The 22679-nt window shown below is 30.5% G+C and carries 17 protein-coding genes; 11 read left to right on the forward strand and 6 right to left on the reverse strand.

Annotation, left to right across the window (positions count from 1 at the left end):
- Nucleotides 1–136: 136 nt before the first annotated feature.
- Complete coding sequence (locus B5E48_RS01920) at nucleotides 137–1303, reverse strand: iron-containing alcohol dehydrogenase (RefSeq protein ID WP_087303900.1); 1167 nt, start codon at nucleotides 1301–1303, stop codon at nucleotides 137–139.
- 185 nt (nucleotides 1304–1488) lie between these two features.
- Between B5E48_RS01920 and B5E48_RS01925 the strand changes: the two genes are divergently transcribed.
- Nucleotides 1489–2235 (forward strand): alpha/beta hydrolase, encoded by a 747-nt coding sequence (locus B5E48_RS01925; RefSeq protein WP_087303901.1) that lies wholly within the window; start codon nucleotides 1489–1491, stop codon nucleotides 2233–2235.
- A 55-nt stretch (nucleotides 2236–2290) separates the two neighbouring features.
- Here the strand turns inward: B5E48_RS01925 and B5E48_RS01930 are convergent, their stop codons facing one another.
- Nucleotides 2291–3181: a LysR family transcriptional regulator gene (locus B5E48_RS01930; protein WP_087303902.1), complete on the reverse strand. Its 891-nt coding sequence runs from the start codon at nucleotides 3179–3181 to the stop codon at nucleotides 2291–2293.
- 97 nt (nucleotides 3182–3278) lie between these two features.
- Between B5E48_RS01930 and B5E48_RS01935 the strand changes: the two genes are divergently transcribed.
- The 3 genes from B5E48_RS01935 to B5E48_RS01945 all read left to right on the forward strand — a co-directional run bounded on the left by B5E48_RS01935 (nucleotide 3279) and on the right by B5E48_RS01945 (nucleotide 6357).
- A complete protein-coding gene (locus B5E48_RS01935; RefSeq protein WP_087303903.1) occupies nucleotides 3279–3851 on the forward strand; it encodes a flavodoxin family protein in 573 nt (190 codons plus the stop codon).
- 108 nt (nucleotides 3852–3959) lie between these two features.
- Complete coding sequence (locus B5E48_RS01940; protein ID WP_087303904.1) at nucleotides 3960–4643, forward strand: response regulator transcription factor; 684 nt, start codon at nucleotides 3960–3962, stop codon at nucleotides 4641–4643.
- Nucleotides 4627–6357 (forward strand): HAMP domain-containing sensor histidine kinase, encoded by a 1731-nt coding sequence (locus B5E48_RS01945; RefSeq protein ID WP_158097247.1) that lies wholly within the window; start codon nucleotides 4627–4629, stop codon nucleotides 6355–6357. The genes B5E48_RS01940 and B5E48_RS01945 overlap by 17 nt, the downstream gene beginning before the upstream one ends.
- A 32-nt stretch (nucleotides 6358–6389) precedes the next feature.
- On the opposite strand, the gene B5E48_RS01950 is transcribed toward B5E48_RS01945, so the two are convergent.
- Nucleotides 6390–7796: a uracil-xanthine permease family protein gene (locus B5E48_RS01950; protein ID WP_087303906.1), complete on the reverse strand. Its 1407-nt coding sequence runs from the start codon at nucleotides 7794–7796 to the stop codon at nucleotides 6390–6392.
- A gap of 145 nt (nucleotides 7797–7941) precedes the next feature.
- On the opposite strand from B5E48_RS01950, the gene B5E48_RS01955 reads away from it, so the two are divergent.
- The 5 genes from B5E48_RS01955 (at nucleotide 7942) to B5E48_RS01975 (ending at nucleotide 12340) form a co-directional block, all read left to right on the forward strand.
- Entirely contained in the window at nucleotides 7942–8640 is a 699-nt protein-coding gene (locus B5E48_RS01955) for a response regulator transcription factor (protein ID WP_087303907.1), read from the forward strand.
- On the forward strand, nucleotides 8609–10450 hold the full coding sequence (locus B5E48_RS01960) for a HAMP domain-containing sensor histidine kinase (RefSeq protein WP_087303908.1): 1842 nt from the start codon (nucleotides 8609–8611) through the stop codon (nucleotides 10448–10450). The genes B5E48_RS01955 and B5E48_RS01960 overlap by 32 nt, the downstream gene beginning before the upstream one ends.
- A gap of 129 nt (nucleotides 10451–10579) precedes the next feature.
- Nucleotides 10580–10957 carry a hypothetical protein gene (locus tag B5E48_RS01965; protein WP_087303909.1) on the forward strand — a complete coding sequence of 126 codons (378 nt, stop codon included), beginning with the start codon at nucleotides 10580–10582 and terminating at the stop codon, nucleotides 10955–10957.
- A gap of 323 nt (nucleotides 10958–11280) precedes the next feature.
- Complete coding sequence (locus B5E48_RS01970) at nucleotides 11281–11853, forward strand: DUF6036 family nucleotidyltransferase (protein WP_087303910.1); 573 nt, start codon at nucleotides 11281–11283, stop codon at nucleotides 11851–11853.
- The gene (locus B5E48_RS01975) at nucleotides 11825–12340 is read left to right on the forward strand and encodes a hypothetical protein (protein ID WP_087303911.1); all 516 of its coding nucleotides are present in this window, start codon (nucleotides 11825–11827) and stop codon (nucleotides 12338–12340) included. The genes B5E48_RS01970 and B5E48_RS01975 overlap by 29 nt, the downstream gene beginning before the upstream one ends.
- Nucleotides 12341–12622: 282 nt before the next feature.
- On the opposite strand, the gene B5E48_RS01980 is transcribed toward B5E48_RS01975, so the two are convergent.
- On the reverse strand, nucleotides 12623–16234 hold the full coding sequence (locus tag B5E48_RS01980; RefSeq protein WP_087303912.1) for a UvrD-helicase domain-containing protein: 3612 nt from the start codon (nucleotides 16232–16234) through the stop codon (nucleotides 12623–12625).
- Nucleotides 16224–18902, reverse strand: a complete 2679-nt coding sequence (locus tag B5E48_RS01985) for a PD-(D/E)XK nuclease family protein (protein WP_087303913.1) — start codon at nucleotides 18900–18902, stop codon at nucleotides 16224–16226. Before B5E48_RS01985 ends, B5E48_RS01980 begins: the two co-directional genes overlap by 11 nt.
- A gap of 218 nt (nucleotides 18903–19120) precedes the next feature.
- Between B5E48_RS01985 and B5E48_RS01990 the strand changes: the two genes are divergently transcribed.
- Nucleotides 19121–20257: an MFS transporter gene (locus B5E48_RS01990; protein WP_087303914.1), complete on the forward strand. Its 1137-nt coding sequence runs from the start codon at nucleotides 19121–19123 to the stop codon at nucleotides 20255–20257.
- A 3-nt stretch (nucleotides 20258–20260) separates the two neighbouring features.
- Nucleotides 20261–20641, forward strand: coding sequence for a PAS domain-containing protein (locus B5E48_RS01995; RefSeq protein ID WP_087303960.1), 381 nt, complete (start codon nucleotides 20261–20263; stop codon nucleotides 20639–20641).
- 77 nt (nucleotides 20642–20718) lie between these two features.
- On the opposite strand, the gene B5E48_RS02000 is transcribed toward B5E48_RS01995, so the two are convergent.
- Nucleotides 20719–22626, reverse strand: a complete 1908-nt coding sequence (locus B5E48_RS02000; protein ID WP_087303915.1) for an NAD(+) synthase — start codon at nucleotides 22624–22626, stop codon at nucleotides 20719–20721.
- Between the last annotated feature and the right edge of the window lie 53 nt (nucleotides 22627–22679).

Raw genomic sequence — 22679 nt, forward strand, 5'->3', positions numbered from 1 at the left:
GAACAAAAAAGAAAGACATATAAGGAAAATAGTACAAATTTATCAATTTGCATAAAAAATAAAAAGAAGTGGTAGATTTAATAAAAAATTCTACCACTTTGTCAACAGCCTGAAACATGAGATTTTTCTCATGTTTTTACATACTTTCTTTAAAGATTTGAATGATTTCATCATGATTAAGAACTTTATAACCACCTTCAAGAACAATTGTTGATCTTGCAAGACCTTCTAACATATCTTCAGTAACACCTAAATCAGTGATATTCATCACAAGTCCTAATTCTTTCATCCATTCTTCCATTGCATCAAGTCCAGCTTTCGCAATGTCTTCTTTTGATTTTCCTTCTGGATTGACATTCCATACATTTGTCGCAAATCTCACAAATTTATCTAATCCATAAGGCATAATATGACGATAATATGGTAATGAAACGGCAGCTAATGTCATACCATGAGTGGCGTCTGTATAAGCTCCAACAGCTTGACCTAACATATGCACCATCCAGTCAGTAGATTTCCCTTTCGCAACTAATGTATTTAATGCCCAAGTGGCAATCCACATGATGTTGCTTCTTGCTTCATAGTTTTGAGGATCTTTAATCGCAATACGACTAGAATGAATCAATGATTTCATTAGACCTTCACTGATATAATCACTTGTATTATCATCATCACCAGAGAAATACTGTTCACAGATATGATTCATAATATCATAGAAACCAGCAACCATCTGATAATGTGGTAAAGTTAAAGTATATTTTGGATTCAAAATAGAAAATTTAGGCATCACATTGTCACCGAAAACATGACCAATCTTTAATTTCTGTTTTGGATTTGTAATAACAGCACCACCATTCATTTCTGAACCAGTACCAACCATAGTTAAAACACAACCGACAAGAACGATTTGACATGTTGGTTCTTCCATTCTTAAATAATATTTATCCCAAGGATCTTCATCACAATGGATAGATACAGAAACAGCTTTGGCATAGTCACAAACAGAACCTCCACCAACAGCTAAAATAAAATCAATTTGATTGTCTCTGGCTATTTGTACACCTTCATAAAGTTTATCAATAGTTGGATTAGGCATAACTCCTGAAACTTCAAAAACGTCTTTGTTATTGTCTTTTAAAATAGTGATGACTTCATCATAAATTCCATTTTTCTTAATAGAACCACCACCATAAATGAGTAAAATACGAGAACCATATTTTGGTAATTCCGTATTTAAATATTTTAATGATTCATCTCCAAAATACAGTTTTGTTGGATTGCAAAATTCAAAATTTCCTAACATTTTTATTCCTCCTTTAGCTATCATTATTATATGAAAAGAATAATGATATATCAAATACCTATAATCAATGGATAGTTATGCTTTTTGAGTATAGTTAAAAAGTATTTTTCATCATACTTGGAAAGTATTGGACATAGAGATGGAAAAAAATTAAAATAAACCTATATGATAGGAGGTGTTTATTCATGATAGAAAAATTGAATGTTTATATACAGCCACTTGAATCGTGGCGTACTATGCATATCTATTTACCTCAAAATTATCATAATAGTGATGAAAGATATCCTGTTATGTATATGTATGATGGACATAATCTTTTTAATGATCAGGATGCAACTTATGGAAAATCATGGGGACTAGGTGAGTTTTTAGATCGTTATGATAAGCCATTTATTATTGTAGGCATGGAATGTAATCATGAAGGAAATGAAAGATTAAATGAATATTGCCCATATGATGTTGAAAATGGATTTTTTGGTCCTATTACTGGAAAAGGTCAAATCTATATGGATTGGGTTGTGAATGAATTAAAATCGATGATTGATCAAAAATATCGAACAATACCATTTAGAGAGTGTACAGGTATTGGAGGAAGTTCTATGGGTGGATTAATGGCTTTTTATACTGTCATCCATTATAATCAACTCTTTTCTAAAGCAGCCTGTTTATCTCCGGCACTTTCTTTATGTATCCATCAACTACAAGAAGAAATGAATCATCATGATTTGAATAAAGATACACGTGTTTATTGGAGTTTTGGAACAGGTGAAGTTTCCAATGTTCAATATTTCTTAAAAAACATTCAGTTATTTAATGATGAAATTGTCCGCCGCGCGGCTCAAAGTTATATACATATAGTGAGAAATGGTGGACATAATGAAGCAACTTGGGGAAAACAAAATCAATTGTACTTTGATGTGTTGTGGAAATAATTATGTGGAGCCTGTTGATTGGCTCCACATATTTTTTCTTTATAGCTATATGTCATTATTGACTCAATTCTTGAATGGTGTCTTGAACAATATTTAAGAAATATTGAGATGCTCTTGTGAGAATTTGATATTTTTTCCATATAAAATAATAAGGAACTTCAATATGTGGAGAAAGTGGTCTAAAACAAAGTGAAGAATCTCCAGTTGTATTGATAAGTTTATCAAAACAAATAGCGTATCCGAGTCCATCTTCTACCATTAATGAAGCATTATACAACAAAGTATAGGATGAAATAATATGAAGATGTTCAATATCGTTATGTAACCATTCAACCAAATCTGATATCTGTTGTAGTTCTTTAGATACAATCAATGGTTTATCTCGAAGATCTTCAAATGTAATACTTTCTTTTTGCGCTAATGGATCATCTTTCAACATAAGGACACCCCAATGATGTGAAAGTGGCAATAACATATGATTGTAATCATTAATCTTAGAATTGGGTGTCAATAATGCAAAATCAATCAAACCATTATCTAATTTTTCTATCACATCAGGAGCATTACCACTATGTATATGAAATTGAATATCAGGATATTGGGCCTGTATCTTTTTGATAGCTTTAGTAATGATTTTTAAAGCATGAGATTCACCTGAACCAATATAGATTTCACCTTTTAAATGAGAATCAGTAGACATTATTTCCAGTTCCGTTTTATCTACCAGATTCACAATTTCTTCAGCACGTTGACGGAGTATCATGCCTTCTTCTGTTAATGTGATTTTTTTATGACTTCTTACAAATAAAGTTTTCCCTAGTTCATCTTCTAATTCTTTGATTTGACGAGATAAAGTGGGTTGTGTGATATGTAATTGTTGCGCTGCTCCTGATATTGTTTCTTCTCTGGCAATAGCTAGGAAATATTGTAAAACTCGTAATTCCATAATCGTTCACTCCTTTAGCTATATTATAACACTATATGCTTAGTAAGCATATAACTATATAAAGTATAAGTATTTGTTATAGGGGAGAGGGAGTGATATGATACAAATAGGAAAAGAGGGAAAAAGAATGCGTCGAATACTTATTGTTGTTGGAAGTGGAAATATAAATGGGCATACGGATCAGTTGGCTAGAGCTTTTGAAAAAGGAGCTATTCAGGCTGGGCATGAAGTGAAACGAATTGTACTATCAAAAAATTTACAGGGATGTCAAGGCTGTGGTGCTTGTCAGATCAATCAACATCACTGTGTCATTCAAGATAGTATGCAGGAATATTATGCCATGTTTGAATGGGCTGATACATTGGTACTGGCTTCACCCCTTTATTTCTGGTCTATTTCAGGAAGATTAAAGTGCTTTATTGATCGTTTATATGCGATTTCTCAAAACGATGAATATCCATATAAAGAAACATTCTTATTGATGAGTGCTGGGGATGATCATTTTTGGACTTTTGAACAGGCCTTATCTTTTTATTCTTTTTATACAAAGGCACTAGGCTGGAAAAGTTTAGGATCTGTTCTCGTTGGAGGTTGTCATGATGAATCACATCAACCCTATATTCCACCTTTAAAATTACAGGAAGCATATGAAAAAGGTTTATCTTTATAAAGGCGTTTTGATATAAACGTCTTTTCTTTTTATGATAAAATAAGAATAGAAGATTTACACAAATTTTACACAAGTTCTTTTTATGATAAAAGTAAAGAAGGTGGGAGTATGTATCAGGTATTGCTTATTGAAGATGATTTTGATATCAGGCATATCATTAAAACTTATTTTGAAAAGCGAGAAATCCAGATTATTGAAGCCTGTGATGGACATCAGGGATTATCACTTATGCATTCTCAAATTCAGCTTGTTTTATTAGATATTATGATGCCTGGTATTGATGGTTATGAAGTTTGTCAACAGATTCGCTATCAATATCAATGCCCTATTATTTTTATAAGTGCTTTAAGTGAGGAAGATAATCAGCTTCAAGCGTATCAGTTAGGTGGAGATGATTATATAACTAAACCATTTTTACCATCTATTTTGTATGCAAAATGCTTAGCTATCTGTAAAAGACAAGATCCACAAGCATCCAATATCAAAACTTTTCATCATTTACAGATTGATTATACCAATCATCAAGTTTACATTGATAGTCAACACATAGAATTCACCCATAAAGAATATTTATTATTAGAATACTTAACGAAAAATCCTTATCGTTTATTAGAAAGAGAACAAATTTTAGATGCTATATGGGGATATGATTACTATGGAGAAGCGAGAGCCGTAGATACATATATCAAGAAAGTAAGAAAAAAGTTGGGAAAATATCAATATTATATTCAAACAGTTTTTAAGGTTGGATATTTATTTAAGGATGGTGAAGAAAATGAAAACAAAGATTAGTGTTAAGATTTTTCTTTTGATCATGTTAGCTTTTATTATGATTTTAGCTGTATCTACCAAAATCAATATTCAAAATCGTATTGACTCTACAAATCATTATCTTCTTCAACGTATCATTGATTTTGATGATCTTGATAACCTCCAACAACAATTAGGTATTGAATATGATCATTATCTTCAATATGATGAAGTCATGAAAAAAATGAATTCTATTGATTATATCAGTGAAAACTATAACCTTTATCAATGTTTAATTCAACAAGATGATAAAGTTGTCAAATGGTTTTCTGTAAGTCCTTATTTAGATAATTATATTCATATTTATGATGAATCATCAATCTACATATCTATTGCCGATTTATCTATACAACAAAGACAAAGTTTAAAGACATATCTGATGCAAAAATTAACTGATTATAATTATTCTATTCCAGGTGAAGCTGAAGTCAAATATGTATTAGACGATGAACAATTGATTTATCTTCAATGGGGTGAAGACAGTTATGGTCAATTAGGACAGCATCAAATTCAATCAGCAAGTGTTGTTCAGTTTTGTATAGATGGCGAAAAATCAATTCAAAGTCAATATTCTCAATTGTTTTTAAGCCAACAAAAAGATCTTGAACATGTCCTTCAACTTAAACACCATGGGTACATGATGGCCTATTACACAAGCTATCATGGACATTACTATTATATTGGTATGACAGGACTCACAGATTGGGAAGACCAAGACCAGGATTTATATGCAGTTGTTATTGGAGTGGAAGACCAGGCGCATATTGACAGTCTTATGGCTCGACAGTATTTTGAAGAGAATTGGGGATTATTTTTAGGAGCATTTTGTATTGTCATATGTATATCATTATTGGTGTCATGGACAATCAGCAGACCTATTCGAGCATTAGAAAAAGTAGCATTAAAAATTAAAAATAATCAATTTGATGAAGAAATCAATATCCGTTCTCATGATGAAATTGGTTCATTAGCGAAAAGTATTCAAAGTATGTCTTCTCAGTTAAAAAACACAATGGAACAGTTGAATCAGGAAATTGAACATGTTAAAAAGCTGGAAGGATTGAGAAAAGATTTTGTAAATCAGTTTACGCATGAAATGAAAACACCCCTAGGTATTATTAATGGTTATAGTGAATTAATTGAAGAAGCAACAAGTCAAGAAGAAAGAGAAAAATATTTATCAATCATTCATCGAGAAACAGAAAGACTCAATCAGCTGATTCAATCCATGTTGTCACTTTCAAGACTTGAAGCTGGAAAAGTAGAGCTTCATCAAGAAGAATTTGATTTAGAAAATAGTGTAACAGAAATTGTTGATGAATATGAAGTCTTATTGATGAAAAAACATATTCAAGTGGATATCAAAGTTCTACATCCTATGATTCAAGGTGATCGTAAGCTATTAGAAACAGTCATACATAATTTTTTATCCAATGCTTTAAAACATACTCCAGAACAAGGACATATTTATATAACGATTGATCACGGATTTTCTATCATCAATGAAGGTTCACATATTGATGAAGAACACTTATCAGATATCTGGTATACTTTTGTGACACATGATCATCAAGGCAGTGGTTTAGGTTTAGCTATATGTCAGGCTATTTTACAACTTCATCATTATGATTATGGTGTTCAAAATGTTGAATCTGGTGTAGAGTTTTATTTTTCAGATTCAAAGTATGATTGTTGATAGTATATAAAAAGGAAACAAGAATATGCATTTTACATATTCTCATTTCCTTTTTTCTTTTCCGGTAAAACTAAACTTAATAATAATGATACAACAAAGACTCCAGCAACTGCATTTCCATTAAAGATTTCTCCAACAACTGATGGGAAATATGTAAAGAAATTTCCTGAAGTTTGAGTGACACCAACCCCAATACAAAAGGCAAGTGAAACAATGATCATTGTACGTTCATCAAAAGTATTATCTTTTAACATTTTAATACCTTCATACATGATAGAACCAAACATCATCACTGTACATCCACCTAAAACTGATTGAGGTAATGATTGAAAGAAAGCCCCTAGAGGTGGAAATAACGATGCTAGTATCAGGATTAAAGCTCCCATGAAAATAGTAAAACGGTTGATGACTTGTGTCATTGTGACTAAACCAACATTTTGACTAAAAGATGTTAAAGGGAGACAACCAAAACATCCAGAAATAGCACTTGAAAACCCATCTACAGCTAATGAACCTTGAAGTTCTTCCATTTGAATATCACGATTTAAAGCTCCCTTACAGACAGCTGTTGTTGCGCCAGTCGTTTCAGCAGCTGAAACTAAAAAGACAATTGCAATAGTAAAGAAAGCTCCTAAATCAAAGACAGGCATATGTTCTGTAAAGAATACTAATTTTGGAATACTGAAATATCCAATTTGATGAATCGTTTCCGCAATATTAGAAAAGTCCACCATTGGTGCAATTCCTGTGACTGTCAAAATAACAGATAATAAATATCCAAAAATTAAACCAACAAGAATATTTAAATTTTTATAAATACCTTTTAAACGATAATGTGATATTAAACATACAACAAGCGTAAAAGTTCCAACAAGAAGATGGTACCAGGCACCAAAGTCTTCAACACCAGAACCACCACCCCAAGAATCCATTCCAACTGATAGCAGTGATAATCCAATCGCAATCACGACACAAGCTGAAACAACAGGTGTTAAAAATCTTTTCCAGTATTTTGCACTTAATCCAACTAACCCTTCAAAAATACCACCAAGAATAACAGCGCCAATCATACCTTCATAACCTAAAGATGGATTTGTTGATATAACTAATAAACTTCCTAAGAATGTAAAACTGACTCCCATGACAATAGGTAATTTAGAACCGATTTTCCAAACTGGATAGAGTTGCATACAAGTTCCTATACCAGCAGTAAACATAGCACACTGTAAAATAGAAGTAATTTCAGCCGATGTCAAATGCTCACCAGAACCTCTGACAACAGCTGCTCCACAAACAATAATAACAGGCGCAAGATTTGCAACAAACATAGCTAAAACATGTTGTAAACCAAAAGGAATAGCTTTTTTCAATGGTACACGTCCATTAAGCTTATAAATATTTTCTTCACTTACGGTCGTTACAATTTCTTCTTTATTCATTTTTCCTCTCCTCATATTTATTAAAACGTCTTGATTTTAACATAATTTGTCATAAAATGTCACGTTTTTTCTCGGAGCTTATTTATATTTTCGATTCCACTTCAATTCCACAAAAGTATGTTAAGATAAGATTGAGGTGAAAAAGATGTATAAAGTACTAATCATCGAAGATGAATTTCATATTCGTCAGATTATCAAAGATTATTTTTCATTAAAAGGCATTGAAGTCATTGAAGCAACACAAGGTTATGAAGCATTAAGTATGATCAATGAAACAATTGATTTGATATTACTAGATATTATGATGCCGGGTATTGATGGTTATGAAGTTTGTAAACAATTAAGATTAAAAACAGGAAAACCTGTTATTTTTATGAGTGCTTTATCACAAGAGGAAAATCAGCTAATGGCATATCAACTAGGAGCGGATGATTATATCATCAAACCTTTTCAGTTATCATTACTGCATGCCAAAGTTATCGCCATGATTAAACGTGATCAGAAAAAAGAAGAAAATATATTAACTGTTGGCCATCTTCAATTAGATCGTATCAATCGTATTTTAATTATAGATCAACAAAAAATCACATTAGCACATAAAGAATATGAATTGTTAGAATATTTATGTATGCATGTAAACCAGTTATTGACACGTCAGCAAATTTTAGATCATATATGGGGATATGATTATTATGGAGATGGAAGAGCAGTTGATACATATATCAAAAAATTACGTAAGAAATTAGGAAAATATGCCTGTTATATTCAAACGGTCATCAAAACAGGATATATGTTAAAGGTGGTGAACGTCAGTGAGAAAGATACTGAGATGGACTTTAGGTAAAAAGATTTTTATATTAGTTTTCATGAGTTTTGTATTGATTCAAGTTTTGAATGTGACTCTTGATTTTCATCGAGAAAAATCTCATGTCTATTCTAAAATTAATAATATGTATAATGTCAATGAAATGTGTGAGCAGTTATCTGTGCTTTATAGTCAAAAATATGATGAGTTGAATCCTTCTTTTTATGAAGAAATATCACAGTCTTTAAAAACTGAAGATGGATATCAAATAGAATCAGTTTTTGTATTAAATCCAGATTTTGAAATGGTGTATAATCAGCGTGAACAAAACAAGACATATTTAACATTAAGAAATGAATATGAAGAATATATAACAATATTAATATTTGATTTGTCTCAGATTTCATTGGATATGCAAAAGCAAATGGAAAATATTCTTCGAGAACATGTTGATGATTATTTTTTGACTATAGATATTGCCTCTCCTACATATGATCTTGTGGGTAACAATGTTTCTATGACGATTGAAGATCTTTCTTATTTATCTATTAATGGCCAGATTTTCTTAGATCATAGACAAAATAATGAAAAGATTCACACAATGCATTTTGAATCGTATGAAAGTGCGAATTGTCTTTTATCTGCCCAGGGATTGTATTTAGATGAATATGATGATTCTCATGAAGATAATTATCAAAAACATGATGCGTTTATTAGAGATTGTGTATCTTCGATGTTTCCTCAACATGGTGAAACCTTTTCATCAGGTATAAGTAGCTTGGAGGAAAAAGATGGCACTTTTTATTCTATTCATTCTATACCATTAATTTCTAAAAATGCCAAACCAGTTGAGATGGATATGTATGAAGAATATGATGTTCAAGATGTAGATGGATATCTTGTTTTCTATACACATGAGCTTAATGCAATTAGCAGAATTACACAACAGGTTATTTATTCTAAAATGATTATTTATGTGATATCTTTTATTGTCTGTATTGTAATATCTTTACTGATTTCTTATATACTGACAAGACGTATTAAGAAGATTAATCAATGTACTTTGGCTATTGCGAATAATGATTTTGATATTCATCTCAATGAAAAATCTAAAGATGAATTAGGTGTATTATCACATAATATTAATCAGATGAGTCAACAATTAAAAACAACAATTCAACAGTTAAATGATGAAATAGAATATGTAAAAAAATTAGAAGGTATGAGAAAAGAGTTTATTGCGAATTTTACTCATGAAATTAAAACCCCATTAAGTATTATTAATGGTTACATAGAATTAATTGAAGCGGGGAAAGATGATCTTAAGAAACAACAATATTTAAGTGCCATTCATCAGGAAATAGAACATATTAATCAATTGATTATGGCAATGTTAGATTTATCAAGATTAGAATCTGGTAAAGTGGAATTACATAAGGAAGATATTGATTTAGAGGATTTATTAATGTCAATTGTAGAAACATTTGCGCCTATTCTAAAAAAGAAACATATTCATGTTGTGATGGAAGATGAATTTCCACATATTCAAGGAGATATCAAAGAACTTCAAACTGTTTTTCAAAACTTTATGAGTAATGCAATAAAGCATACATCACAAAATGGACATATTTATATTAAGTATCATCAAGGTATTTTAAGTTTTGAAAATGAAGGAAAACCTTTGAGCCATGAACAAAAAGAAACAATTTGGGATACTTATGTTTCAAGTGATCGTCAAGGAACTGGATTAGGTCTTGCGATATGTCGTTCTATTTTAGAATTACATGGTTTCCAATATGATGTGTGTAATAGTGAAAAAGGCGTTGAATTCCAAATTCATATTCTATAATTATAAAGAAGGAAAGACTTCCTTCTTTTTTAATGAAAAGATGATAGACAAGTAGAACTCTTTTCACATCTTAGACTTGAAACGACAAGATATGTCAATTATAATGATAGAAAAGATGAGGTGCTTAGGATGAATAAAATTTTAGGGATGGTTATACCATATATCATCATTATAGGTGTTATTTTGATGCAAAGTGTTGCTATGGAAGAGATTATTGTGGCTATTGTTATAGGATTATTAATTGGATTAGAATTTTTAAATTTAAAAAAAGCTGAAGGAACAGTGCTTATGAAATTTGGTAAGATTCTTACTATCTGTATTTTTGTAGTTGCTTTCTTATTAGGACTATTTAATCAGCATTTAATGATTTTGCCTGATTTGACTCGTGTATTGGCTTTACTTATACCTATAGAGTGTATAAATCTTTATATGATTTATCAAAATCATCCTCGTTATACAATGACATATAAGTATTCATTTAGAAATAAAAGAAGAAGATATTTTTAGTATCAATAACAATCTTTATAGAAGAATCAATCAAGTATATATGGAATTGATTCTTTTTTATATTATAGGAATTTTTTTGTTAAGCAAGATAAAAAAGTGATAGACAGTACATTACTTTTCTTCTTTGTATACAGAAAAAAGATGAGATGTATCATTTTTAATCAGGCGCATTGTTTCTTTTCTATATTTCATGTAGACTCATCACAGTTCATTAATCTCCGTCAACTTTCTAAGATATTTTTAAATAAAAATAATAATATTAATTTTATTTAAAATTGTTTATTGTTTTGTGATTTTCGTATATAATAGAGTTGGTGATAAAAATGACATATTATAATCCAAAATTAGAAGAAGCTGATTTATATGAAAGATTATATCAGTTAGATGAAGATATAGATGCTTATATTGATGAGAAAAATCTTAAAATCAGGCATTTAGATATTGTTATTGCAGGCAGTTCTGCTCTTGTCTTCAATAATATTCATATAAAGAAAACAGAAGATATAGATATTATTAAAATAAGTAATTATATATCAGAAGAGTTATTAGAAAAATATGATATGAATACAAGAGTTGGTGGGTTAGAAAACTTCTTTCCCTATAATTATCAGGATAGAATTATAAAATTAAATCTTAAAACATTTATTGCAGATTATTATATTCTTTCTTTAGAAGATATTGTTGTAGCTAAAATTCAAGCTGATAGAGGAAAAGATTGGGAGCATCTCAAAAATGAAGAGTTATTATCTCGTATTAACTGGTCATTATTAAAGATATGTGCTTTAGAAATGGAAGATAGTTTATTAAATGATAGACAATACCAATGGTTTTTATCAAGATATAATTATTTTGTGGAGGTGAATGGACATGAGGAAATTATCATTAAGAACTTATAATACTTACAGTTTAAAAAGAATGAGTTATTGTCATTCTTTAAGCTTAAAAAAGTTACTTAAAGAATATGAAACGCAGAATTCTCGATTATTCGTTCCATTATTATGCTGGTGTTATCTTAATGAAAAAGATGTTAATAATAACACACAACTTTCTTATCATTTAGAAATGTTAAACAATATGTATTCACAAGTTTCAGAAGATAATATATTGTTATATCTACAAAACTGCGATGATGAAGAATGTCAGAAATATTATCACTCCTTTATGAGTGAAAATATGCGACGCAATGAAACAGAAAAGAAAAATACTTATAGGAGACGTATTATCAATATGAAAGAGAAAACAAAAATAACAGCTTATCAATTATGCAAGCTGGCAAAAGTCAATTCAGGAAACTTTGATGCTTTCTTTTATAAAGAAGATAACAATAAATTATCCTTAAAAAAATGTAGGGAATTAATGTGGGTATTAAAAGAACATTCATAAAAAGGGGCAAAATTTTGTTCCTTTTTATTCTTAATATAAAAATACTTTCCTTTTCAACAGATTTTTTTAAATATAAGCTTATATTTATTGCTACATTAGCAAAAAATGCATTGTAGCTGATGTCTACAGTTTTGCTCTATTTTAATATTGTTAACAATAATGGATAGTTTTATGCTCTGTGTAAAAAAACACAGAGCATTATTTGATTAAAGAGTGAGAATATATAAATAAGTATAAAGAAAAGGTCATCATTGAGATGACCTTATGGGCTGATTATGATTTTTAAAATTCTACACCATGGTTGATATGTAAATAATAGACAATAGCTTTGACATCTTGATGGTACATATCCATCAAGACTTTTTTATAATAATCTAATTGAATCAGATGTTTTTGTATTAAAATATCATCAGCACTATTTTGTGAAACACGATCAGTCTTATAGTCTAAGACATAAATTTGATTTTGATAAATAAATACTAAGTCGAAAATACCATGAATGGTTTGTTGGAGTGTTTCATCATAATAGGCAAAATGTTTTTCTTTATAGATATATTCTGCTTTTTGAATCATTTGATAATAAGGGCTATCAATGAATCCTTGTATTTTACCTTGATATTGATCAAGTATATCTTTTCCATCATCATCAATTAATTTTTCTTGATAAAGTTGTTGAATCAATGTTTCGATATGATCTTCTTTGAATGTCAGATAACTTAAAAGTAAGTGAACTAATGTTCCTTTGTCACTGGCACTCATAGAGAAGCTTTCATTGTCGTCTGTTATTGAAGCGTGGCTTTGATCTTGAATATGAGGAAGTTTTGTCACTGCTAGAGTTAATGGTTTGCTTGTATCATAAGGGTATTGGAATGATTGATATCGTTTTTGTATTTGACTATCAGTCATTTCATTTTGTTTGGATGTTTGAATTATTTTTTCTTCAATGTCTTGATCATTTGTTAGTGTCAAGGAGAACATAGCATGTTCAGTTGAATCAAAAGTCAGATATTTTTCAAAATGATATTGTTGAAGTTTTTTGGCTAAACGCTTTAATTCCTCATGATTGAAGCATTGTTGAATAATTTGAGGATGACGGAAAATAGCAGCTAAAATCCATGAAAGATAATTGTTTGTTTTGCGAATACGATTATAAAGTAGTACATGTTCAGCATTTTTCTTATGATAAATATCAGGATGTTCATTGATGATTAATTTGTTCATTATATCTTTGATTTCATCAATGCTTTTGATGACACCCGTTAAAATGAGCTTTTGAGAAGCACGAGTCAAAGCAACATATAAAATACGCATCTCTTCATTGATAGATTCATCTAATTGATGTCTGGCAATCATATTACGATAACAGTTTTCATATTCAACTGTGATTTCTCCATATTGTTCACTTGGAACACGACATCTTGGTTTTACTGCAATACCTAATTGTTTATCAATCATAAAGCGTTCTTTACTGTCTTGTGTATTAAATTGTTTGTGTGTCTGACAGACAAAAACAATCGGAAATTCTAAACCTTTAGATTTATGAATTGTCATGAATTCAACATAATCATCATTTTGTGAAGCGACAATAGCTGGTGCTAAATCAGCTGATTGTTCAAACATATCAATGATATCATGAAGATAAGGATATTGTTGTTGATATTGTTTAACAACTTCCAATAACAACTGTAAATTTGCTTTTCTTTGTTCACCATTGACAAGCTGACAGACAAAGAGTGGATAGTCTGTGACTTCATAGATCTTTTTCAATAAATCATAAGGTGAATGTTGACAGCTAAAAGCTCTGAGTTCTTCAAAGACTTCTAAAAATTGGATGATTTGTTGATCAGATGATAATTGTAATGTTTCATAAAGAGATATATCTTTATGGTTTGCACGTAATGATGCAATCTGATCTAAAGGAATATAGGAACATGTATAAGGCTGATTGAGTACGCTTAATAAGGCAATATCATTGTGAGGATTATCAAGGGCCTTTAAAAATGTCAGCATATTTTCAATTTCATTTGCCTTTAAAAATCCTTGTGATAAAACGATATGATTAGGGATGTGGTATTGATCAAAAACTTTTTTAAATGTTAAAAAGGAAACTGTTGATCGCATTAAAACAACCATATCTTTATAAGATACTCTTTTTCCATCTAAACGCATCGTTTCTTTAAGTTGTAATATTTTCTGTGCAACCATATGAGCTTCATATTGTTCTTTATCTAAAGAAGATTGAGGATTATAGATATCAATCAATACTTCTGTTTGACGCATATCATCTTGAAAGAAACGTTCACGTGCTTCTTTTTGATGTCCTGCTTCTTTGCCATCATAGTCATAATTTAAACGGGCACTGTCATCTAAATAATATTCCAGTCCACCAATTTGTGTATCCATAATTTGATTAAAAATAAAATTGATAGAGTCTAAAACAATTTTAGAAGAACGATAATTAAAGACAAGATCAATTCTTCTTGTTTGACTATTTAAACATTCTTCATCAGTTAATGAAAAATGATTATATTTATCAAGAAAGATTTGAGGATCAGCTTGTCTAAAACGATAGATAGACTGTTTCATATCACCAACCATAAATAGAGGAATATAAGGTTTTTGATATTTAGAAATTAGTGAAATGAGTGATTCTTGAATCTGATTGGTATCCTGATACTCATCAATCATGATTTCTTTTAAGCGATGATACAAAATATCCACAATACCATATTCAGATGATAATAACTGATGTGTATAACTTTCCAGATCAGCAAAATCTAACTGATTAAGCTCTTTTTTTCTTTGTTGATAAGCTTGTTGGAATTGATCCAACAGTTGACCTTTAGAAAGCAACATATCTATAGCCTGATAGCTGACTTGAAGTTTTTGAATCAAATCTTCACTATGATCTTCTAAATAGGCATCAGCTGATTTTTGATAAGAAGATAAAATATCACTTTTCAATTTGGTAAAAGTCTTTTTGATCTGTGGATCGACTTCTTTCCAAGACATATTATAGGCTTTATCAACAGGAGCCTTGATTAAAGAAACCATAGTATCATAAGTGATAGCATGTGATAATGCCTGAAGACGTTCATCTAAATAATCATAATAAGCATCAAAAGGAACCTTTAATAATTGATTCTTTTCAGTCTGTTCATCAGGTCTTTCATAAAAATCAGTGAGATTATTTTGTTCACAGAATATTTGGAGTTCAATCAATTTATTCATAGCCATTGTGACTTCATCATAGAAAATATTTTTTAAATAAGGAAACAAAGGCCAATCTTCTAAAGATGAGGAAAGACTATCATAGTTATTTGTTTTCATCTGATCAATAAAATCATAAAAATGATCAATAGAATGAGAAATATTATCAATAGATAATAATAAAGATTGAAAATCATCTAAAGAATAACCAGGAAAATATAAGGAAAAAAAATCACGAATATTTTCATCTTGAATCCATTGTTCTAAACATTCTGTAAGAACTTCTTTTTTGATGATGGTAGGATCACTGTTGATTTCAAATCCAGGCATAACACCAACAAGATATCCATATTTCATCAATAATAAATTACAAAAACCATGAAAGTTTGTAATATAGGCATGAGGAAGATTAAAAATTTGACGTTGTAAATGTATTTTTAATTTCTCATCAATAGGTGAAGATACAAGTTCATTGAGTTCTTCAGTCAGTCTTTGTTTCATCTCATGACCAGCTGCCTGTGTAAATGTCACCACCAGGAAATCTGAAATTTCATATCCTTCTTTTAATAATTCAATAATACGACTGACAAGAATTTTTGTTTTTCCACTTCCCGCAGGAGCACTGACTAAAATAGAAGAATCTCTTTGTTGGATAGCTTTTAATTGTCCAGCATTAAACGGCATCGTCTTCACCTCCTAATATTTTTTCAACATCTAAGAATTCAACAAGCTGATAATCATTATAGAAAACATCAAAACCACAAATACTATGATATGGACAATAAAAACAAGGATTCACTAATGTATGTGTTGCTTTTTGATCACTACCTTTTGGCGCAATATCAATATGTCCATCCATCATATTTTGATAAAGTTCATAAATATGATCGCTGATCTTTTCAAATAAAATATGAAGTTGTTCAGTAGAAAGAATTTGTCCCTTATATTCATCTCTGCTTTTGACATAAGAGACTGGTATCAACGCAGAACGTCTATCAAAAGTAGGGTCTAAATTCAAAAGACTTTGATGACTGCCATCATCAACGATATAACCATTGTAACGATATTGTTTGATCCAGTCATCTTCATTAATGGCTTCATGCATACTTTGTTGTACGCTTAAAATACGTTTTTTCGTATTGAAATATAAAACAGCACCTGGATTTTTATCCATCATTTTTGTCACCATATCTAAATAGACAAGCATCTGAATATGAAAACCTTGCATAGCAAGATTGAGATCAATGCTTTTGGCGCTTGATTTATAATCAATAATAGAGACATAATCTTCATAGACATCAATACGATCAACAATACCTTTAAAATTGATATCATGAATTGTATTTTTGACTTTTTTCTCTTTATATTGAACATGGAAATTGCCCGTATTTAAGAATTGTTTAAGTACTTTTAGAGTGATTTGCAGATCTTGAATTAATTGTTCAATAAAGTATTGATTGACATGGGAGTGAGCTATTTTTTGTGAAAGTGTTTCATGATCTTGAAGATATTGATCAACAAGTTGAGAAATATCATAAGATTGATCTATATTCATAGATAAAACATAATGAATGAGAGAACCAAGTTCATTCGGTAATAATTTTTGATCTTGAATAGGATAAATGCCTAAACCATATTGAATAAAGTAGAGGAAAGGACATTGATTATAAGTTTCAATTTGACTGACTGAAAGATATGAACTATATAAAGACTGTGTCAACTCAGGTGTTAATGAATCTGGTTGATTATGTGATGATAAATAATGTGCAATGTTTTGATTCAAAGTTTCTTTATGAGTTGCTTTTCCATTGGCTATATAGTATTGATCTAAAGGTAGAAATTGAAGTGGAGGAAGTTTTTGGAAGATATACATTTGAGTCAGTTGTTTGTATAAAGAAGAAGGAAGCAAGGTTTCTCCGGATAATGAGTTCATCGCTAATGAAACAGTTAATGTTGAAAATGGTGTTGTCAGTATTTTAAAAATATCATTTTCATGAACACCTAATTGTTCACTGGTTGTAAGAGGGGTTGAGATATTTTCTTTTCTTAACAATTCAATATCTTCATCTAATAATAAAGATGTATCTTTAATGCTTTGAGGTAAGATGGTTTCATTCATTCCTAAGATAAATAAATGCGTTGAAGGCATCGCTTCACCTTGTCCAATCATATAAACATGAATTTCATCTTGTCTTTTTTCTAAAGTCTGTTTAGATTTTGGAAATGTCATTTGGAAAAACTCTATGAATTCTTGTGGAGATATTTGACCATCAAGTTCGCTTATTTTTTGAAGATAGTCCTGATAGTCTTTGTCAAGTTCCAATGCAAGTAATTCGACTGCAAGTTCATGGAAAGTATCTCCTTGACATTGTTTGAATTGTTGTAAAATCAGTTGATAACTTCGCTCATAACAGCGCTCTTGTTGATAAGGTAAGGAATGAGGTATATGTAATTCATCAAGAATGGTTAATAAATCATCCTGATAATTTTGATTAGGATAAATGATTGTAAAATCCTGGTAATGAAGATTTTCATCCACAATCTTTTGATAAATTGTATATACAACACGTTGAATTTCCTGATAAGGTGTTCCTGCAACAAAGCTGTACATGTGTTGTGTTTCCTTTGTTGAAACGGGTTCTTGACTAAAAAGATGTTGTGTGAAATAAGTCGGTTGATCAATGACTTGACTTGTTTGACATAAATGATGATAAGGTAAATTGAATAAACGCTCATCATGTTGATAAGTATAAAGACAAGTGATATCACATGTTTTTGATAAACGTTGAATAATATCTTGACGTTGTTTTTGATAAAGATGATCAGCTTCAATGATGAGATGGTCTTGTTCATGAAAGGTGATATTTTGAAATAAACTTTCTAATGTCAAATGTGTATAACTATCAAGACGTGATAAAAGTGATTGGTAAATATGCCAGAAATCTTGAAGTTTCGTATGGTGAATATCTTGGTAGTTGATTTGGTAAAGTTCGTAATCTTTGATAAGTGGAATTAATTCATTGATGAAAGGTAATGGATTTTCCATATCAAAACAATGAAATGTTTCTTCATTAAAGATATTTCTTAAGTGATAAACCCATTCTACTTGAGAAAGTAAATGGTGTTGCGTTAAATGATATTGAAGCTGTAATTGTTTTAAATATTGATTCCAGCTCATAATTTGAATATTGACCAAACAATGCGTATATTGAAAAAATATGTTTTCAATAAAAGCTGGTTGATCACAGATATAAATATATTGTTCAAAAGGATGATTTTGAGCTTCTTGAACATACTTTTGAATGATTTGATGACGTTTATAATCTTGATTTAAGCCACTGATGATTTGCATTCTTTTCACCTCGTTTTCTATTATACATGAAAAGATGGGAAATGAAAAAGTAAATACTTTTGATATCTTGTTTTTTCATTTGTGATTATTGTATAATGAAAAAAATGGAGGGATAGAGATGGTGCTTTTTCGAATTTGATAAAAACAATTTCTATTTTAGATTTTTCTACATTTTGATGTAGATGTTTTTATCATACTGAGAAAGGACTATTTGATTTATGAAAAAAAGAAATATCTATCTCTTGTTTGCGATTGAATGGCTACAAGGAATGGTTTTTTATAGTTCTGTTGCAACTTTATATCGTCAAAATCATGGATTGACATTAGTTGAAATGGGATTGATTGAAAGCCTGTTTTCAATACTTGTTTTTATTTTGGAAATCCCTATGGGATATTTATGTGATCGTTTAGGATATAAAAAAACAATGATGAGCTGTTATGGAATCTATCTTTTATCAAAGATTGTATTCTATCAGGCTTATGGATTTTCGATGTTTTTATTAGAAAGATTATTATTAGCAATAACAGTATCAGGACTTTCTGGCTGTGATAGTGCATTTTTGTATCTGTCAACTGGCAAGATAGAAAATCCACGTGTTTTTGGATATCTGCATGCCTGTGGTGTAGCAGGCATGATGATGTCATCAATGGCTTTTTCATTATGGATTCATGATATGGAATTAGCTGCTTTATGTACAATCTTTCCTTATCTTATAGCGTTTCTATTATCTTTCTTTTTGGAAGATATTCCTATGGAAGGAAGTTCCCATATGGGAATCAAAGATGCATTTTCATTATTGTTTCAACAAAAAAGACATATTCTTTTTTTGATTGCTTCAGCATTATTATTAGAAACAACACATACAATCAGTGTGTTTTATAGTCAGCTGCAATGGAAAGCCAGTCATATTCCAGTTGTCTATTTTGGACTCATTTTTATTTTTATGACAGCCATACCTCTTTTAGGGGCGAGTTTAGGAAAAATAGTCGAATATATTCGTGAAAAGACATTAATGTTTTTATTGGTATTTGTTTCCATGATCACCTGTATCATATTGGCATTGAGTCATCATCCTTATGTTTCTATTGCAGGGATTATGATTTTAACTTTAGTAGAAGCTTTTTATTCTCCTTTATCACAGTCGCTTATGAATCAACGTGTTGAGGGTGCTTTAAGAGTCACTATGTTATCAATTTATTCAATGATTATGAATATGGTAGGAATTGTGATGAATATGAGTTTTGGAGTGGCTGGTGATATCAATATTCAATGGGTGATGATTTTAGGAGGATGTTTTTGTTTTTTGAGTCTATTATGTTTAAAAAAAGAAAGTCAGAAAAATAAGGAGATTTAAATGATGGAACTGACAAAGGATGTTTTATTAGGTATTTTAGATGCCTATGCTTATGAAATTGTTTTTGTAGATAGAAATCATATTGTGCAATATATGAATAAGACTGCCAAACAAAGATATGGACAAAGAGTTCAAATTGGTCAAAGTTTATTTCAGTGTCATAATGAAAATTCACGTTACAAGATTGAAGAATTTTTAATGAGGGCTGATCAGGGTGAAGAAGAAATGTTTGAACTTTATAATCAAAAAACAGGTGAAAGAGAATTTTTTGTGCCTGTTAGAGTTGATGGGCAAGTGATTGGTTATTTTGAAAGACATGAAGCCCCATGGGATCAAGAACATCCTGAGGTTCCTGTAGGTGAATATTGGAAACGTCGTGAATGATGATGGAGGAAGATTTTAAAAATAGATTGAAATCTTCCTTTTTTGCATTATAAAAAGTGATGTTTCCATCACTTTGTTTATAATTGTTCACATTCTTGTAACCACAATGCAACATTAGCGTCACTAGGCATTCTTAAATCTCCGCGAGGTGATAAAGCAACACTACCGACTTTTGGACCATCTGGAATACATGAACGTTTAAATTGTTGTGTAAAGAAACGACGATAGAAAGTTGTCAGCCATTTCTTGATTGTTGGGGCATCATACTGATCTTGGAAAGTATGACAGGCAATACGATAAAGTTTTCTTGGTTCATAATGGAATCTGGCATGATGATATAAGAAGAAATCATGCAGTTCATATGGACCCACAATGTCCTCTGTTTTTTGAACGATTTCATTATCCTTGGCAGGAAGTAATTCTGGTGAAACAGGAGTATTCAAGATATCCTGTAATGTATCATGAAGAGGCTGCCCTTCATACAATGAAGATACATAATCTACTAAATATCGAACTAATGTTTTAGGAACTGAAACATTGACCGCATACATGCTCATATGATCACCATTATAAGTAGACCATCCTAAAGCGACTTCTGATAAATCTCCTGTTCCGATGACAATACCACCTTCCTGATTGGCAATATCCATCAAGACTTGCGTTCTTTCTCTCGCCTGACAGTTTTCATAAGTGACATCATGAACATTTTCATCATGATGAATATCTTTGAAATGCTGCTTAACAGCATCCCCAATATCCACTGTTAAGGAAGTGACATTTAATTCTTCCATCATTTTTAAAGCATTGTTTTTAGTACGAGATGTTGTTCCAAAACATGGCATTGTCACTGCAATAATATCCTTAGATGGATATCCTAATTTTTGATAAGCCATATTAGCAACAAGTAATGCAAGTGTAGAATCTAAACCACCTGAAATCCCAATGACGACTTTTTTGATATGTGCAGCTTTTAATCTTTGAATCAAACCATGAATTTGAATATCAAAAACTTCCTGACAACGCATTGCACGTTGATCCTTATTGCTTGGTACAAAAGGATGTGGATCATATGTGCGTGTCAGTTCAATATCTTCATCTACTAATGTAAAAGGTATGATCTGATAATGATCCTGACGATTATCATAAGTTGTCATTTCCACACGTTCACTGACTATTTTTTCCATATCCATATCAGCAAAGATGATACCTTCACTATATTGTTGAGATTGAGCTAAAAGACTTCCATTTTCAGCAATCAAATGATGATTACTAAAAACAACATCAGTAGAAGACTCACCTAATCCAGCATTACAATAAGCATAGCCACAAATGAGTCTGGCACTATGAGAAGTGACCAATAGACGACGATAATCTGATTTTGATGTCAAATCATTGCTGGCAGAAGGATTTAAAATTAATGTTGCACCATTTAAACAATGTAAGGTACTTGGTGGTAAAGGTGCCCATAAATCTTCACAGATTTCAATACCGATTTTTAATTCAGGATGACTCTGACATTCAAATAATAAACGTGAAGAAAATGGATAAGTCTGACCATTGATTGTAATGACTTCATCATTGTCTAAAGCACTGGCAAAATGACGACCTTCATAAAATTCATGATATGTAGGGATATATGTTTTAGGAACAACACCTAATATATCTCCATGACATACTGTTATGGCACAGTTATAAAGTTTGTTTTTCAAAACCATTGGACAACCAAAAGTGAACAATATATCTAAATCTTTTGTCTGTTCACATATAGTAGTGATTTGTTTGTTGACTTCGTTTAAAACACGTTTTTGATAAAATAAATCTTCAATTGTATATCCAGTTAAACAAAGCTCTGGGAAAACAAGAATCTTGATATGCTTTTCATTAGCTTCTTTAACATAAGATATGATTTTTTGTGTATTGTGTTGAACTTGACCTAACAATACTTCAAAATTTGCACAACCTACTCTTATAAATCCATCTTTCATGAATATTCCTCCATTTAATTGATTATATGAAAAAGATATTTATATCTTAGCAT

This window comes from Massilimicrobiota sp. An105, assembly GCF_002161155.1.
Lineage (GTDB): Bacteria > Bacillota_I > Bacilli_A > Erysipelotrichales > Coprobacillaceae > Allocoprobacillus > Allocoprobacillus merdigallinarum.